The sequence below is a fragment of the Bradyrhizobium sp. Pa8 genome (assembly GCF_052588265.1).
This window is the reverse complement of the sequence record NZ_CP176767.1, coordinates 6,867,429-6,883,011: the sequence shown is the minus strand read 5'-3', so window position 1 is coordinate 6,883,011 and position 15,583 is coordinate 6,867,429. Positions and strand designations below refer to the sequence as shown.

At 66.0% G+C, this 15,583-nt stretch carries 12 protein-coding genes and 1 pseudogene; 5 read left to right on the top strand and 8 right to left on the bottom strand.

The window, feature by feature from the left end:
- Positions 1-88: 88 nt before the first annotated feature.
- Entirely contained in the window at positions 89-1,027 is a 939-nt protein-coding gene (locus tag ACKWRH_RS32690) for an aldo/keto reductase (RefSeq protein ID WP_445216860.1), read from the top strand.
- 45 nt (positions 1,028-1,072) lie between these two features.
- Here ACKWRH_RS32690 and ACKWRH_RS32685 read toward each other — a convergent pair whose 3' ends face one another.
- Positions 1,073-3,913, bottom strand: coding sequence for an ATP-binding protein (locus tag ACKWRH_RS32685; RefSeq protein WP_445216859.1), 2,841 nt, complete (start codon positions 3,911-3,913; stop codon positions 1,073-1,075).
- A 299-nt stretch (positions 3,914-4,212) separates the two neighbouring features.
- On the opposite strand from ACKWRH_RS32685, the gene ACKWRH_RS32680 reads away from it, so the two are divergent.
- Complete coding sequence (locus ACKWRH_RS32680; RefSeq protein WP_445216858.1) at positions 4,213-5,202, top strand: Bug family tripartite tricarboxylate transporter substrate binding protein; 990 nt, start codon at positions 4,213-4,215, stop codon at positions 5,200-5,202.
- 6 nt (positions 5,203-5,208) lie between these two features.
- Here the strand turns inward: ACKWRH_RS32680 and ACKWRH_RS32675 are convergent, their stop codons facing one another.
- Positions 5,209-6,369, bottom strand: coding sequence for an MFS transporter (locus ACKWRH_RS32675; protein WP_445216857.1), 1,161 nt, complete (start codon positions 6,367-6,369; stop codon positions 5,209-5,211).
- Between the two features lie 277 nt (positions 6,370-6,646).
- Between ACKWRH_RS32675 and ACKWRH_RS32670 the strand changes: the two are divergent.
- Positions 6,647-6,733: pseudogene (locus tag ACKWRH_RS32670) on the top strand (BamA/TamA family outer membrane protein); the annotation flags it as partial.
- Here the strand turns inward: ACKWRH_RS32670 and ACKWRH_RS32665 are convergent.
- From ACKWRH_RS32665 to ACKWRH_RS32640, 6 genes are all read right to left on the bottom strand, one after another.
- Positions 6,730-7,962 carry a Zn-dependent hydrolase gene (locus tag ACKWRH_RS32665; RefSeq protein ID WP_445216856.1) on the bottom strand — a complete coding sequence of 411 codons (1,233 nt, stop codon included), beginning with the start codon at positions 7,960-7,962 and terminating at the stop codon, positions 6,730-6,732. The pseudogene ACKWRH_RS32670 and the gene ACKWRH_RS32665 overlap by 4 nt on opposite strands.
- Positions 7,955-8,740, bottom strand: coding sequence for an ABC transporter ATP-binding protein (locus ACKWRH_RS32660; RefSeq protein WP_445216855.1), 786 nt, complete (start codon positions 8,738-8,740; stop codon positions 7,955-7,957). Before ACKWRH_RS32660 ends, ACKWRH_RS32665 begins: the two co-directional genes overlap by 8 nt.
- Positions 8,737-9,510, bottom strand: a complete 774-nt coding sequence (locus ACKWRH_RS32655) for an ABC transporter permease (RefSeq protein WP_028156759.1) — start codon at positions 9,508-9,510, stop codon at positions 8,737-8,739. Before ACKWRH_RS32655 ends, ACKWRH_RS32660 begins: the two co-directional genes overlap by 4 nt.
- Positions 9,511-9,582: 72 nt before the next feature.
- Positions 9,583-10,527 (bottom strand): ABC transporter substrate-binding protein, encoded by a 945-nt coding sequence (locus ACKWRH_RS32650; RefSeq protein ID WP_445216854.1) that lies wholly within the window; start codon positions 10,525-10,527, stop codon positions 9,583-9,585.
- A 106-nt stretch (positions 10,528-10,633) separates the two neighbouring features.
- Positions 10,634-11,362, bottom strand: a complete 729-nt coding sequence (gene hutC / locus ACKWRH_RS32645; RefSeq protein ID WP_014493578.1) for a histidine utilization repressor — start codon at positions 11,360-11,362, stop codon at positions 10,634-10,636.
- A complete protein-coding gene (locus ACKWRH_RS32640) occupies positions 11,359-12,717 on the bottom strand; it encodes a formimidoylglutamate deiminase (protein WP_445216853.1) in 1,359 nt (452 codons plus the stop codon). The genes hutC and ACKWRH_RS32640 overlap by 4 nt, the downstream gene beginning before the upstream one ends.
- 82 nt (positions 12,718-12,799) lie before the next feature.
- Between ACKWRH_RS32640 and hutI the strand changes: the two genes are divergently transcribed.
- Positions 12,800-14,014 (top strand): imidazolonepropionase, encoded by a 1,215-nt coding sequence (gene hutI, locus ACKWRH_RS32635; protein ID WP_445216852.1) that lies wholly within the window; start codon positions 12,800-12,802, stop codon positions 14,012-14,014.
- A complete protein-coding gene (hutH, locus tag ACKWRH_RS32630) occupies positions 14,011-15,570 on the top strand; it encodes a histidine ammonia-lyase (RefSeq protein ID WP_445216851.1) in 1,560 nt (519 codons plus the stop codon). Before hutI ends, hutH begins: the two co-directional genes overlap by 4 nt.
- Positions 15,571-15,583: the final 13 nt, after the last annotated feature.

The following is a 15,583-nucleotide window of genomic DNA, read 5'->3' as shown; positions in this document are numbered from 1 at the left end:
CGCCGGAGAGTCGTGAAATGACGTTGTGTCCGCAACCTCGATCGCTTCGTCCGCATCGGGCGGCTAGCAGTCAACAAGGAGTATCACCATGACGACCTCCGATTCACTTCGTTACACGAGAATTCCCACGCATGAGGCCGTGACGATTCCCGCAGTCGGATTTGGCACGCTCATTCCGGATCCGCACGTGACCAGGCAGGCCACCAGGGCTGCATTGGAGGCCGGATTTCGACATCTCGATTGTGCCGAGCGCTATCGCAACGAAGCGGCCGTCGGCGACGCGCTACAGGATGCGTTCAGGGCGGGCACGCTTCGTCGCCAGGACCTGTTCGTTACGACGAAGCTATGGAACACCAATCATCGGCCGGAGCGGGTCAGGCCTGCCTTCGACGCCAGTCGCCGGCGGCTGCAACTCGACGAGATCGACTGCTACATCATCCATACGCCCTTCGCCTTTCAACCCGGCGACGAGCAGGACCCGAGGGATGCGAGCGGCCATGTGATCTATGATTCAGGCGTGACGCTGGCGGAGACATGGGGGGCGCTGGAGCGCCTCGTCGACGAGGGGCACTGCAAGTCGATCGGCTTGTCGGACATCACCTTGGAGAAGCTGCGCGAGATCGTCGAGGTCGCGCGGATCAGGCCTGCCATGGTGCAGGTCGAATCGCATCCGTACCTGCCCGAATGGGAGCTGCTCGACTTCTGTCGGGAGCATGGAATTGTCCTGCAGGCGTTTGCCGCGCTGGGACACGCCATGAAGCCGAATCTCCTCGCTGACCCCGTGATCACTGCCATCGCGGAACGCCTGCACAAGACGCCGGCTCAAGTCGCCCTGGCCTGGGCCGTCCAGCGCGGCACGGCTTTCCTGACGACCTCGACCAATCCTCGGCGTATCGAGGAGAACTTCGATATTTCGACGCTGCCTGAAGACGCCATGCGGGAGATGCGGGATCACATCACGACGAATGTCCGGTTCAACACAGTGGTCGAGACCGGCGTGCCCGGATTCATTCCGCGGGCAGGATGAAGCGAGCGGCGCGGTACGAAGGCCGAAGGCCTTCGGCCGGCCTCGTCAAGTCCGGAGTTGCGCGATCAAATTGCGCGCGCTGCGGATATCGGCGATGCCGGCGCCCTCGCTGAACGGCCCGCATGCACGTTCGAGAATTGCCAGGGCCTCGGCATTCTGGCCGGCTCCGATCATGAACCGCGCGAGGCTGATCGCACCGCGCAGCTCCCAGAATCGCGCGCCCTGCTGGCTGGCAATGTCCATGGCCTCGCGAAAGCGCGCCTCGGCGTCCCCCGCATGCCGCGGGCTCTTGAGCAATAATTCGCCCTTGATGCGGATCAGTTCCGGCAGGTACCACAGCTCCTGCCGGTCGTTGCAGCGGGTCAGGACGTCCTCGATCACGTCGAGGCCACGGTCGATCTGGTGGGCCTCGCCGGAACACGCGGCGAGCTCGCCGAGCAGCGGAAGAAAGCGCGGCAGGAAACGCGCATCGCCGGCGCGATTGAGCTCTTCGCGCAGCAGCGGCAGGCCGGTCGCGACGTCGCCACGCCTTACGACGACCGCCGCGTTGAAGGCCCGTGCCCACAGGCCCCACAGCCGGATGGCGTGGCGCTCGGTGTGTTCGAGCAGCTCGGCGCCGTGGCGCTCCGCGGCTTCGAAATCGCCGGACCAGAAGGCGATCGGGCAGGCGGCTTGCCCCAGCACGCTGCAGAAAGTCAGCGCGTGGCCGTTGGCACGGCCTTCCTCGATGTTTCGGGCGGCGAGCGCCTGAGCCTGATCGGCGAGGCCCTGAAGCCACAGGATGCGGGCCCGGAAATATTGCGTCGATATCCTGAGGTCGAGCGGGAAGATCTTCGGCTTTTCCGCCAGCACATGCAGCGACGCGTTCACGCGCTCGATGCGCAGCCGCGCGTCGTTCTGATCGCCGAGATAATGCAGCGCCACCGCCATCAGCCGGTCGCCCAGCATGAGATCGGTCCTGTCCGACGAGTTCGCCGCTGCATTCGCAAACCGGTCGGCGAGCGCGCGGGCCCTGCCGAACTGTCCGTTGTTGAACTGGTCGATGCACAAGCCCCAGAGCGCGCGCAGCCGGAAGTCCTTGTCGTCGAGCCTGTCAGCCAGCTCCAGGGTCGTCTCGAGGATCGGACGCGCCTCGCGGGCGCGGCCCTCGCCATACATCAGCGACCAGCCGAGCGCCGACAGGAGTTGCATGCGAATGCGATCGTCGCCGCCGCTGTCGCCGAGCGCGGTGAGCGCCGTCTTGGCGCGCTCGCGGCATTCGGCGAACAGGGACAGGCGGACCCACAGCGTGACGGCAGCCGCCGTCAGCGCGATCCCGAGTGCGGCGTCGCCGTCGGGCCCGAAGGCCCAGTTCAATGCGGCGCGCACATTGTCCAGCTCCGCGCCATAGATGCTCAGCCATTCCGGCAGCGGCGTCGATGTATCGGCCTCCGCGCGCTCGAAGAAGTCGCGAAAATGCTCTGCATGGCGCCGCGCGAACTGACTGGTCTCACCGAGCTCGTTTAGCTTTCCATGCGCATAGGTGCGTGTGGTGTCGAGCAGGCGATAGCGCAGCGTTCGCGAGCCGGATGGCGAGATCAGCGATTTGGTGACGAGGCTGTCGATCGCCTCCAGCGTTTCGGACGCGCCAAGGCCGTCGACGGCGGCCACCGCGGCAGCCGCCTCCGGCGCGAAGGGCCCGGCAAAGACCGACAGGCGTCGCAGCGTGGCACTCTCGGCGGGAGGTAGCAGATCGTAGCTCCAGTCGAGCGCTGCCGCGAGCGTCTGGTGTCGTGGCACGGCGGTGCGCCGACCCCGCCACTGCAACGAGAAGCGGCTGTCGAGCAGCGACGCCGTTCCGGCAATGCCGTACGCATTGACACGGCCCGCCGCGAGCTCGATCGCAAGCGCGATGCCGTCGAGGCGCCGGCAAATGCTCGCGACGAGCGGCGCTTCTTCCGCACTGAGCTGGAACGGACCCGAGCTCTGCGCAATGCGCTCGACGAAGAGCTGGGCCGCGGGGTAAGCGAGGACCTCGGCGACACCCAGGTCCTCGCGCTCCGGCGGGCAATCCAGCGGGAACAGGCGGAAAATCCGTTCGCCGTCGCTCCGGAACGACTCGCGGCTGGTAGCGAGAACGCGAAGCTGCGGTGCGTCGCGAACGATGCGCTCGACGAGCGGTGCCAGCGCATCCAGCACATGCTCGCAGCTGTCGAAGATCAGCAAGGCTGGGCCGGTCTTCAGAAATGTCAGCAGGGCCGGCGTCGGATCCTCCGCGCTGATGGTCAGTCCCAGTGCGGAGGCGATGGTGGTCGCGATGTGGCTGGCATCCCTCAGCGGACCGAAGTCGACGAAGAATACGCGCCCAGCGAAATCCGCCGATCTGCGATGTCCGACGGTGACGGCGACGGCGGTCTTGCCGATGCCGCCGGGGCCGACCACCGTCATGAAGCGATGCAACGAAAGCCCGTTCGATATCTTCTCGACGATCTCCTCACGTCCGACCATTTTGGAGAGCGGCGAGGGAAGGGAGCGGGGAGGTGAGATGTTCACGGCGGGCTGACCGGCCGGCGGGGCCGCCTGAGCGAGCGAGGCGACAAAGCAGTAGCCGCGGCCGGGCACATTGACGACATAACGGGCCGACTTGCCGGTGTCGCCCAGCGCCTTGCGCAGTGCCGCGACGTGGAAGCGCAGGCTGCCCTCGTCGACATTGACGTCGGCCCAGATGCGCTTGACCAGCTCTCTCTTGTCGATGACTTCGCCGGGGCGCTCGGCGAGGAAGATCAGAATATCGAGCGCGCGGCCGCCGACGTGAAGCGGCGAGCCCTCCTTCTCCAAGAGCCGGGACTTCGGAAATAGTCGGAATGGCCCAAAGGAAATGGCCGAGTCTTCGGTACGATCTGGCACGCGCCATTGCCCCCGCCACGGGAGTCAAAATGTATTACTTTTTGGTCTAACAGAACGAGGCGTACAGTAAACTGGCCGAAAGCAGTGGGCAGAGCTGGCAGCCCTGCGCGCATGGCTTGGGTCGGTCGGTCCGCTGAAATAACCCTTAGGAAGTAAAGGGTTATGCTGACATGACAAGGCGATGACACCGGTGCTCTCATCCGGATGGCGCATTGACGGCGGTAGCAGATTGCTGAGATTGGATGGTTCGGGAGCCGGTCCCGCCTCGACAGTGACCACCGACTTCCGGAATTTCGAACATGGCTTCCTTCTCGCGGCGACGATTCGTCCATGCGCTATCGGGCGCAGCGGCGCTGGCGGCCATCCCGCGCAGCGGACAAGCCGCCGACTATCCGTCTCGTCCCATTCGCCTCGTGCTTCCGTATGGAGCCGGCGGAGCGGGGGACCAGATCGGGCGTCCCTGGGTGGACAAGATGTCATCGCTGCTTGGGCCGACCTTCGTGGAATATATCGGCGGCGCGGGCGGCGCGATCGGGGCTGCGACGGTCGCGCGCGAGGAGCCCGATGGCTATTCGCTGCTGCTCGGCAACGGCAGCACGCAGGTCATCATTCCCCTGACCTCGAAAAATCCCGGCTATTCCGTCGACGATTTTCGCGCCATCTATCGCTTGATCAGCACTGCGCTGGTTTTCGCGATCCATCCGTCGGTGCCTGCCACGGATCTGCGTGAGCTGATCGCCTACGCGAAGGTCAATCCGGGAAAGCTGTCCTACGGTACGCCCGGCATCGGCACCGGCAATCATCTGGTTGGCGAATCCTTCAAGCAGCAGGCAGGCGCGCTGGACATCGTCCACGTTCCGTATCGGGGCATTTCGCAGGCGACCAACGACCTCGCCGGTGGCCAGATCTCGCTTGTCATTGGCGTCATGTCGGACCAGTTGAAGCAACTGGCCGAGGCCGGGAAGGTCAGGCTGCTGGCGGTCACCAGCGACAAGCGGCTGAGCGGCGCGCCGGAGATTCCGACCGCTGTCGAATCCGGCATGCCCGATCTTCGCTATGAGGGGTGGTTCGGCATCTTTGCGCCCAGGCACACCGACGATGCGATCATCGACCGGATCGCGCAGGCAACGCGCGTCGCGATGGCCGATCCTGCGCTTCAGGCAAGCTACCGTGCGCAGGGCATCGAGCCGGACAGCGATTCGAGCCCCGAGAAATTCCAGCGCATTGTCGATACGACGACGGCAAGCCTGGCGCCGGTGATCAAGTCGATCGGGCTGAGCAATTTGTGAGGCCGCTCAGGCCTCGACGCGCGATGTCTGGCGGCCCTCCGCCGTGACAATGCGCGCCGACAGCGCGACGAGACACATCAGTACGGCCAGCAGCCAGAACGCTGTCGGCAATCCGCCAAGCCGAGCGACGAAGCCGACGCCGGCGGGGCCGATGAGGATGCCCGCGTAGCCTGCGGTCGTGATGGCGGCGACGGCGAGCCCCGTGGGCATCACAGTCTGCCTGGCCGCCCGGCGGAACAGCACCGGCACGAGGTTCGATGCACCGAGGCCGATCAGCAGGAAGCCGCCGATGGCGACCGCCGCTACGGGCGCCGTGAGCAGCACCACAAAGCCCGCGACGGCGATGAGGCTTCCCCACAACAATGTCGTGCGATCCCCGATGCGTGCAACGACAGCGTCGCCGCCGAGCCGCCCCGCGGTCATCGCGATCGAGAACACGATGTAGCCGATCCCGCCTTGCGCCTCCGAGACGAGGCCGGCGCCTATGACGAGCAGCGCGCCCCAATCGAGCATCGCGCCCTCGACGAGGAAAGTGATGGCGCCGAGCAGCGCCAGCAGGAGCACGGAGCCATGCGGCAGCACGAAGAGCGGTCCGTCCTGCACCTGCACCGAACGAAGCAGGCGCGGCCAGGCCGCCAGCGTCGCGACCAGCATCAGCACGGAGCAGATCAGCGTGCAGGCGAGCGCGCCGAGTTGCAGCGAGAGCAGCGCGGTCATCAAGGCGGATCCCGCGAAGCCGCCGATGCTGAACAGCGCGTGGAAGCCGGACATCAGCGGGCGGCCCGCGTCGCGCTCCACCTCGACCGCGTGGATGTTCATGGCGACGTCGATCGAGCCGAGCGCGGCGCCGAAGGCGAACAGGGCCAGCGCCAGCGTTGCCGGCGAGCTTGCGATCGCCAGCAGGGGCAGCACCAGCGCCAGACCGAGTCCGCCCGCAATAATGATCGGCTTGCTGCCGTAGCGCGCGCTCATGACCCCGGTCAGAAGCATCGCGACGACCGAGCCGATGCCGAGGCTGAGCAGGAGCAATCCAAGAACGCCGTCATCGACGCCGAGCCGCGTCTTTGCGAACGGCACCAGCGGCGCCCAGCACGCGATGCCGAAGCCCGCGACGAGAAAGGCGAGCCGCGTCGCGAGGCGCGTTGCCGGCCGGTCGGCAGAATGCATGGGAACTCCGGGGAAGCAGGGGGCGTGGCGATCGACAAGCCCTGAGATTGCCGCGCCTTTATGTCCGAGGCGTGCTCGAATTGTCGCAGACTGTGCTCAAGAACGGCGCGACGTCAACCTGGGTTCCGAAGCGTGTGGCGTTCGGGACGATATTCGTGAGCGCTCCGTCGGGGCCGCCCGTCGGGCCGCGAGGATGCGAAGGTGTGTCCGCAGCACGCGCTGTCATCGCCCGCGAAGGCGGACGATCCAGCATGCCAGAGGCGGGTGTGGTTGAGCGCTGCGCTTCGACTATGCCGTGCCGATCACGAAGGGCAAGTACGACATCGTCCAGGAGTTCAGGTTCGGCGGCGGCACGTCGTTCTAACCACCCAGGAGCCGCCGGCAGGCGTCGACAAAGACCTGCGCGCCCGTGACGATGTCGGCGTCGGCGGTGTTCTCGGTCCAGTGGTGGCTGATGCCGCCGATCGACGGCACGAACAGCATGCCCGCGGGCATGACGGTCGCAAGCATCTGCGCGTCGTGGCCGGCGCCGCTGGGCATACGGACGGATCGTCCATCGGCCAGGGCCTTGCTCGCGGCCTCGATTGCGTCCTGAATGCCGGGGTTCATCATCGCGGGAGCACCGGTGCGCAGCTTCTCCACGGTGACGGCGCAAGGGCCCTTCGCGGTGGCCTCGTCCGCCATGCTCCGCAGCAGTTGCTCCAGCCGCGAGATCACAGTTGGATCGTCGTCGCGGATCTGGAACAGCAATTCGGCCTTGCCCGGGATGATGCTCGGCGCGCCGGGATCGAGCGTGATGCGGCCGGTGGTCCAGACCGTGCGCGGGCCGCAGGCCCCTGGGAACCGCTCGTCGATCGCGACGCAGAATTTGGCCAGCGCGAGGCCGGCATCCTTCCGCGCCGCCATGCGGGTGGTGCCGGCATGGTTCTGCTCGCCGACGAAATTGATCTGGTACTGCCAGATGCCGACGATGGAGGTCACCACGCCGATCGCGAGCTTGCCGCTTTCGAGCGTGTCACCCTGCTCGATATGCGCCTCCAGATATCCGACGTGGTGTCCAGGCTCGGCAGCGACGCGCGCGCGGCCCGAGAGCCGCATGTCGGCGAGTGCGTCGCGCATGGTGCGGCCGCTGGTGCGGTCGCGGGCGGCATCGATGTCGGCCTCGGTCACCTGTCCGACATAGGAGCGCGAGCCGAGAAAGTGCCCAAAGTGTCCTTCCTCGTCGCACCAGGCGGCGACTTCGACCGCGCCCTCGAGCGAGGGATCGGCATTGAGCACGCGGGCCGCTTCGAGCGCATAGACGACGCCGAGTGGGCCATCGAGCCAGCCCGCGTAGTTCTGGCTTTCCAGATGCGATCCCGCCAGCAGCTTTGGCCCCGGCTTTGCGCTGGTGCCGAACACGTTGCCGATGCCGTCGATCGCGGCGGTAAGGCCCGCGTCGGGCAGCTTCTGCACGAGCCAGTCGAGCGACTGCTTGTGCGGCTCGGAGAAGGTCGGCTTGTGCACGCCGGTCTTGTAGGCGCCGATGGCACGGAGCGCATTGAGGTCGGCGAGAACGCGTTGCCCATCGGCACGCGGCTTGGTGTCAGGCATGTTCGGCAACCTTCAGCGCCTCGGTGCGGATCTCCTCGACCAGCCGTTCCTTCAACTGGACGAATTCGGGCGTTGTCTTGATCTTGTAGGAGCGCGGATGCGGCAGGTCCACATTGATCTCGGCCTTGATGCGGCCGGGGCGCGCGCTCATCACGATGACGCGGCTGCCGAGGAAGATGGCTTCCTCGATGTCGTGGGTGACGAACAGCACGGTCTTCTGGTCGCGCTCCCAGATCCCGAGCAACATTTCCTGCATCAACGCGCGGGTCTGGTTGTCGAGCGCGCCGAAGGGCTCGTCGAGCAGCAGGATCTTTGGATCGTTGGCGAGCGCACGCGCAATCGCGGTGCGCTGCTGCATGCCGCCGGAGAGCTGCTTCGGCCAGTGGTTCTCGAAGCCGGACAGCCCGACCTGACGGATGAAGGCATCGGCGATCTTGTTACGCTCATCCTGCGTCACGCCGCGCTCGCGCAGGCCGAAGGCGATGTTCTCGCGCACGCTCAGCCAGGGAAACAGCGTGTAGGACTGGAATACCATGCCGCGATCGGCACCGGGGCCGGTCACCGCGCGCCCGTCGAGCGTGACGCGCCCGCTGGTCGGCCGGTCGAGACCGGCGACGATGCGAAGAAGCGTGGACTTGCCGCAGCCGGAGGGGCCGAGGATGGTGACGAAGTCGTTGTTGCCGATGGTGAGGTCGGTCGGCTCCAGCGCCCTGGTCGGTGCGTTGCCGTGGCGCGCGGGGAAGGTTCGCGAGACCTGTTCGATCTTCAGCGTGGTCATGCGAGCCTCCACGGGAACAGCCAGGCGTTGAACGCCTTGAACATGAAGTCCGAGAGGAGGCCGATCAGTCCGATCACGATGATGCCGAAGATGATCTGGCCGGTGTTGAGCAGCGCCTGGCTGTCGGTGATCATGTGGCCGATGCCCGAGGACGAGCCGATCAGCTCGGCGACGATGACGTAGGTCCAGGCCCAGCCCAGCACCAGCCGCAGGATTTCCGCGATCTCGGGTGCGGAGGAGGGCAGCAGCACGCGCCGGATGATGCCGCGGTCGCTGGCCCCGAGCGTATAGGCCGCCTCGACCAGATCGCGCCGCGTGGTGCCCACGGTTACGGCGATCATCAGGATGATCTGGAACACCGAGCCGATGAAGATGACGAGCAGCTTCTGCAATTCGCCGATGCCGGCCCACAGGATCAGCAGCGGGATAAAGGCCGAGGCAGGCAAATAGCGAGCAAAGGAGACGAACGGTTCGAGGAACGCTTCGACCGGTTTGTAGGCACCCATCAACACGCCGAGCGGAACCGCGATGATCGCAGCGAGCGCGAAGCCGCCGACGACGCGCCAGATCGTCATACCGATGTCGAACAGGAAGCCCTGCTTGGCGAGCAGGTCATAGCCTTCCTGCATCATGGTCAGCGGATTGGCGAGAAAGGTCTTCGACACATGGCCGCCGAGCGTTGCCCACGACCAGAGGGCGACGAACAGCACGAAGAACGCGAGGCCGTAAGCCACGCGCTGCTTCGATGTCACGGGATCCAGGGGACGCATCAACGATCTATCCGGGTGGTGAACGAGTTTGCCGGCCCCGCCGCGAGACGGGGCCGGTCGCTGTTGAAAGAGTTACTTGATGTAGCTCGCGTCGAAGAGGTCCTCGACCTTCGGCGCGGCCTTGATGATGCCGATCTCGAGCAGGAGGTCGGCGGCCTCCTTGTTGAAGGCCAGGAAATCGCCGGCAAAGAACTTCTGGTTCGCGGCCTTGTCCTGCCAGCGCAGATATTTTGCCGAGTTGCCGAACGCCTCGCCGGTCTGTTTCACATCGGCACCCATAATCTCATAGGCCTTGGCCTGATCCTTGGCGATCATCTCGAGCGCCTCGAAATAACTATCGGCGAGCGCCTTGGCAGCCTTCGGGTTCTCGGTGAGGAACTTCGGCGTGCAGCCAAACGTGTCCATGACCATCGGATAGTCGAGCGTGGTCGCGATGATCTTGCCCTTGTCGGGCGCGGCGCGAACCGTCGACAGATACGGCTCGTAGGTCATCGCGGCGTCGTTCTGGCCGGAGACGAAGGCCTGCGCGGCCGCCGCAGGCTCGAGGTTCACGACGGTGACGTCCTTCACCGAGAGCCCGTTCTTCTTCAGCATCCAGGCCAGCGCGAAATAGGGCGAGGTGCCGGGCGCGGAAGCCGCGACGGTCTTGCCCTTGAGGTCCTTGATCGACGCGAGATCGTTGCGCACGGCCATGCCGTCAGCACCATAGCTCTTATCGAGCTGGAAGATCTGCTTGGTCGCAACGCCATTGGCGTTCCAGGAGATCCAGGTCTCGACCGTCGTGGCCGCGCACTGGACGTCGCCGGAGGCGATCGCGAGGTGGCGGTCCTTCTGCGGGATCTTCTTGATCGTCACGTCAAGACCGTTCTTCTTGAAGATGCCGGCCTCCTTCGCCAGCGTGAGCGGCGCGAAGCCGGTCCAGCCGGAGATGCCGACGCCGACCTTGACGTCGTCCGCGAGCACGGGAGTGGAGGCCGCAAGTGCAATGATTGTCGCAAATACCTTTGAAGTACGCATGATTGTCGTCCTCTTGCCGATCGATGGTTTGACGTCCTGTTGATCATTGCCGGCCCATATGGACCGTTGCCCGAAGCGTTGCACGATTTGTGCCGACATCGTTCTCTCAGCCTCCCTTGAATCGGGCGACAAGGCGGTGAGAGTCACCGGGATAGAGCAGGCGCACTGCGGTGATGGTGCGCGCGCTGCGCCAGGTATAGCGGTCGATCACGAGACAAGGAGCGCCGACGGCGATGTCGAGCGCTTCCGCCGTGCGATCGTCCGCGACGATGGCGCTGATCGTATGCTCGGCTTCCGTCCATGGGACATGATGAAGCAGCCACGAGCCGGGCGGCTCGCGCGAGAAATCCGCGGTCGCGGCATCCGGCACGGACGACAGATCGATCAGTCTGTCCTCGACGGCAAACGGCACCTTGTCGGCGCTGTGCCGGCAGGTGATCGCAACCACCTTTCCGGCCTTCTTGACGCCAAGACGCTCGCGGTCGGCGGCGGTCGCCGCGCGCAGCTTGCGTCCGATCAGCTCGTAGCCGTAGCCGCGGCCAAGCGCGGTGATCTCGGCGCGAATGTCTGCGATCTTCAGCACCGCCGACAGATGCTGCGGCCGGCGTACGAACGAGCCGGCGCGCCGCCGCCGTTCGATCAGGTCTGCCTGCGCGAGCTCCGACAGCGCCTTGTTCACCGTCATGCGCGAGCAGCCGTAACGTGCGACCAATTCGTGCTCGAACGGGATCCGATGCCCGGGCGGCCACTCGCCGGTCAGGATGCGCTTCTCGATGTCGGCGCGGATGCGCTTGTAGAGCGTCGGCTGGTCGGCGGCATCGGTGGCCAGGCTCATGCGACGAGCCTCCGCACCGCCGCGTTGAAGCGTTCGCGCGCGGTCTGTCGCAGTCTGTGTCGTCCGCCTTCGACGACCTTGTGGCCGCCAGCCCAGACGCAATCGATCGCACCGGTCCCTCCGGCAAAAATCCAACCGTCGATGGCGGCGTCGCGCAAACGTCCCGCGAGCGACGGATGTGCGGTGTCGAGCGTGACGATGTCGGCGCGTGCGCCGGGCCCGAGGCCAACCGTCGTTTGTGCCAGCGCGCATGCACCGCCGGCGAGCGTATGATCGAACAGCGCACGTCCCGTCGAGCGGCCTGCACCGCCGGAGAGCACGTTGCGCTCGCGATGCTTGAGACGCTGGCCATATTCGAGCTGGCGCAGCTCGTCGGCTGCGCCGACCAGCACGTTGGAGTCGGTGCCCACACCGAACACGCCGCCGGCCTCGACGAATTCGCGCGCCGGAAAGATGCCGTCGCCGAGACTCGCTTCCGTGATGGGGCAAAGACCCGCCACCGCACCAGTCCTGGCGAATGCGGCAACTTCCTCATCCGTCGTATGGGTCGCGTGGATGAGGCACCAGCGTTGATCGAGCGGCGCGCTCTCCAGCAGCCATTGCACCGGCCGTCGTCCCGACCAGGCCAGGCAATCCTCGACTTCCTTCACTTGCTCGGCGGCATGAATATGCACCGGCCCGCCATCCGCAAGTGGAATGATCGCCGCGAGCTCGCCCGGCGTCACCGCGCGCAGGCTGTGCGGCGCGATGCCGATATTGGCGCCCGGTAAGCTTGCGATCGCCTTGCGCGATGCAGCCATCAGCGCGGCGAACTGATCGACCGAACAGATGAAGCGGCGTTGTCCGGCATGCGGTGCGGCGCCGCCGAAGGAGCCATGCGCATAAAAACTCGACAGCAGCGTCAGCGCAATGCCGGAAGCTTCGGCGGCTTGTGCAATGCGCGCAGCCATTTCCGCGAGGTCGGCATAAGGAGAGCCGTCGCGATCGTGGTGGAGGTAGTGGAATTCGCCGACGCGGGTAAAGCCCTGTTCCAGCATCTCGACATAAAGCAGCGTCGCAACGGCGGCGACATCGTCCGGCGTCATCGCCAGCGCGAAGCGATACATCGTTTCGCGCCAGGTCCAGAACGTATCGGTGCTATCGCCGCGCAGCTCGGCCAGCCCCGCCATGCCGCGCTGGAATGCGTGGCTGTGCAGGCTCGCCAACCCCGGAAGCGCAATTCCGTGACGCTCGTCGCCGGCGGCCGGCGACACGCCCGGCGTCACCTCGGCGATCGCGCCGGCGGTGATCACCATCTGCACGTCATTGGCCCAGCCCGAAGGCAGGAGCGCGGAGGCGAAATGCAGTCGGGTCATGATTACACGCCGGCTGGACAGAACCGCCCCACGATTATATGTCTAGACATATAAGTCAAGCATCCCACGAAGGGACCATTGCATGGCAGAGCGCTTCGACCGGATCTGGCACAACGCCCGGCTCGCCACGATGCGGGCCGACCGTCCCGATCTCGGCGAGATCGAGCACGGCGTGATCGCCACGCGCGGCGGCCATATCGTCTATGCGGGCGCAGCGGCGGATTTCCCCGGTGATGCGGACGCGATCAAGCGGATCGACTGTGAGGGGCGCTGGATCACGCCCGGCCTCGTCGATTGCCATACCCATCTCGTCTACGGCGGCAACCGCGCGCATGAATTCGAGCTGCGCCTGAAGGGCGCAAGCTACGAGGAAATCGCGCGCGCCGGCGGCGGCATTGTCTCGACAGTCGCCGCGACGCGCAAGGCGAGCGAGGCCGAGCTCGTTGCAAGCGCGCTGCCGCGGCTCGATGCGCTGATTGGCGAGGGCGCCACCACCATCGAGATCAAATCCGGTTACGGCCTCGATGTCGAGACCGAGATGCGGCAGCTCTCAGCGGCGCGCATCCTCGGCCGTCAGCGGCCGGTTGCGATCCGCACCTCCTTTCTCGGGGCGCATGCGCTGCCTGTAGACGCCGGCGGTGACAAGGATCGCTACATCGATCTCGTGTGTCATGAGATGCTGCCGGCTGTGGCAAGGGCCGGTCTTGCCGATGCCGTCGATGCCTTCATGGAAGGTATCGCGTTCTCGGCCGAGCAGACCGCGCGGGTGTTCGAGACGGCGAGGGGGCTTGGGCTGCCGGTCAAGCTCCATGCCGACCAGCTGTCGAACCTCGGCGGCGCTGCGCTCGCCGCAAAATTCTCCGCGCTCTCCGCCGATCATCTCGAGCACACCGACGAGGCCGGCGCCGCCGCAATGGCGAAGGCCGGAACTGTCGCCGTGCTGCTGCCCGGCGCCTTCTATTTCATTCGCGAGACGCAGAAGCCGCCGGTCGAGGCGTTCCGCAGGCACGGCGTCCATTTGGCGCTCGCGACCGACTGCAATCCCGGCAGCTCGCCGCTGACATCGCTCCTGCTCACGATGAACATGGGCGCGACGCTGTTCCGGATGACGGTGGCCGAATGCCTCGCTGGTGTCACCCGTGAAGGCGCGCGGGCGCTCGGCGTGCTCAATGAAACCGGCACGCTGGAAGCTGGGAAGTGGTGCGATCTCGCGATCTGGGACATCGAGCGGCCCGCCGAGCTCGTCTACCGCATCGGCATCAATCCGCTGTATCGCCGGGTGTGGAGGGGACAGTGACGAAGCAGGGCGCGGCGATCGTCGTCAATCCGGGAGCTGTCAGCCTCGATGATGTCGCGCGCGTGCTCAAGGGACAATCCGTCGTACTCGATCCGTCATTCTGGCCGCGCGTCGAGGCAGCCGCGGAGATCGTCGCAAAGGCAGCACACGCCCCCGCGCCGGTCTACGGCATCAATACCGGGTTTGGAAAGCTGGCCTCGAAGCGCATTCCGCCCGACCAGACCGCGCTGCTCCAGCGCAATCTCATCGTCTCGCATTGCTGCGGCGTCGGCCCGGCCACGCCGGAGCCGATCGTCCGGCTGATGATGGCGCTGAAGATCGTCTCGCTCGGCCGCGGCGCCTCCGGCGTGCGTCGCGAGGTGATCGAGCAATTGCAGGCCATGTTGGCGCGGGACGTCTATCCGCTGGTGCCGCAGCAGGGCTCGGTCGGCGCCTCCGGCGATCTTGCGCCGCTCGCGCACATGACGGCGGTGATGATCGGCGAGGGGCAGGCGATCGTCGATGGCAAGACTGTCTCCGGCCGTGAGGCACTCGCCGTCGCCGGACTTGCGCCGCTGACGCTGGGCCCCAAGGAGGGGCTCGCGTTGATCAACGGCACGCAGTTCTCGGCCGCCTACGCAATCTCCGGCGCGCTTCGCGCGTTTCGCCTGGCTCGCGCCGCGCTCGTCACCGGCGCGCTGTCGGTCGATGCGGCAATGGCCTCGACGGTGCCGTTCCGCCCCGAGATTCAGGCGTTGCGCGGTCACGCAGGACAGATCGCTGCCGCCGCGACGTTGACCGCGTTGCTCGACGGCAGCGATATCAGGTTGTCGCATCTCGAAGGTGACGAGCGCGTGCAGGATCCCTATTGCCTGCGTTGCCAGCCGCAGGTCGCGGGCGCTGCGCTCGACCTGATCACGCAGGCCGCACGGGCGCTGATCGTCGAAGCCAATGCCGTTACCGACAATCCGCTCGTCCTGGTCGAGACAGGTGAGATCGTCTCGGGCGGCAATTTCCACGCCGAGCCGGTGGCCTTTGCCGCCGATACAATCGCGCTGGCGCTGTCGGAAATCGGCGCGATCAGCGAACGCCGTATCGCGACGCTGGTCGATCCCGCGCTCAATTTCGGTCTGCCGCCGTTTCTGACGCCCGATCCCGGCATCAATTCCGGCTTCATGATCGCGGAGGTCACGGCCGCCGCGCTCTACGCCGAGAACAAGCAGCGTGCGGCTGCCTGCTCGATCGATTCGACCCCGACCAGCGCCAACCAGGAAGACCATGTCTCGATGGCCGCGCACGCCGCGCGTCGCTTGTCCGACATGGCCGATAATCTCGCCGCCATCCTCGGCATCGAGCTCCTGGTCGCCGCGCAGGGAATCACGCTGCGCGCGCCGCATGCGACCAGTGCCCCACTCGCAGCCGTTATCGCCGCGCTTCGCGAGCTTGTGCCCGCACTCGCCGCCGACCGCTACATGGCCGGCGATCTCGCCAAGGCGGCTGCGCTGATCGAAGCCGATGCGCTACCGGCCGTGGCGATTGCGGCGCTTCCAACCGATCCGTTCCCGAGACTTGACTAAAGAGGTGCTCCGC

Excerpts from the sequence above, each read along its gene's own strand:
- ACKWRH_RS32650 (WP_445216854.1), bottom strand. The coding sequence starts at position 10,527 with ATGCGTACTTCAAAGGTATTTGCGACAATCATTGCACTTGCGGCCTCC.
- ACKWRH_RS32675 (WP_445216857.1), bottom strand. The coding sequence starts at position 6,369 with ATGCATTCTGCCGACCGGCCGGCAACGCGCCTCGCGACGCGGCTCGCC.
- hutC (WP_014493578.1), bottom strand. The coding sequence starts at position 11,362 with ATGAGCCTGGCCACCGATGCCGCCGACCAGCCGACGCTCTACAAGCGC.
- ACKWRH_RS32640 (WP_445216853.1), bottom strand. The coding sequence starts at position 12,717 with ATGACCCGACTGCATTTCGCCTCCGCGCTCCTGCCTTCGGGCTGGGCC.
- ACKWRH_RS32680 (WP_445216858.1), top strand. The coding sequence starts at position 4,213 with ATGGCTTCCTTCTCGCGGCGACGATTCGTCCATGCGCTATCGGGCGCA.
- ACKWRH_RS32690 (WP_445216860.1), top strand. The coding sequence starts at position 89 with ATGACGACCTCCGATTCACTTCGTTACACGAGAATTCCCACGCATGAG.
- ACKWRH_RS32665 (WP_445216856.1), bottom strand. The coding sequence starts at position 7,962 with ATGCCTGACACCAAGCCGCGTGCCGATGGGCAACGCGTTCTCGCCGAC.
- ACKWRH_RS32660 (WP_445216855.1), bottom strand. The coding sequence starts at position 8,740 with ATGACCACGCTGAAGATCGAACAGGTCTCGCGAACCTTCCCCGCGCGC.
- ACKWRH_RS32655 (WP_028156759.1), bottom strand. The coding sequence starts at position 9,510 with ATGCGTCCCCTGGATCCCGTGACATCGAAGCAGCGCGTGGCTTACGGC.
- hutI (WP_445216852.1), top strand. The coding sequence starts at position 12,800 with ATGGCAGAGCGCTTCGACCGGATCTGGCACAACGCCCGGCTCGCCACG.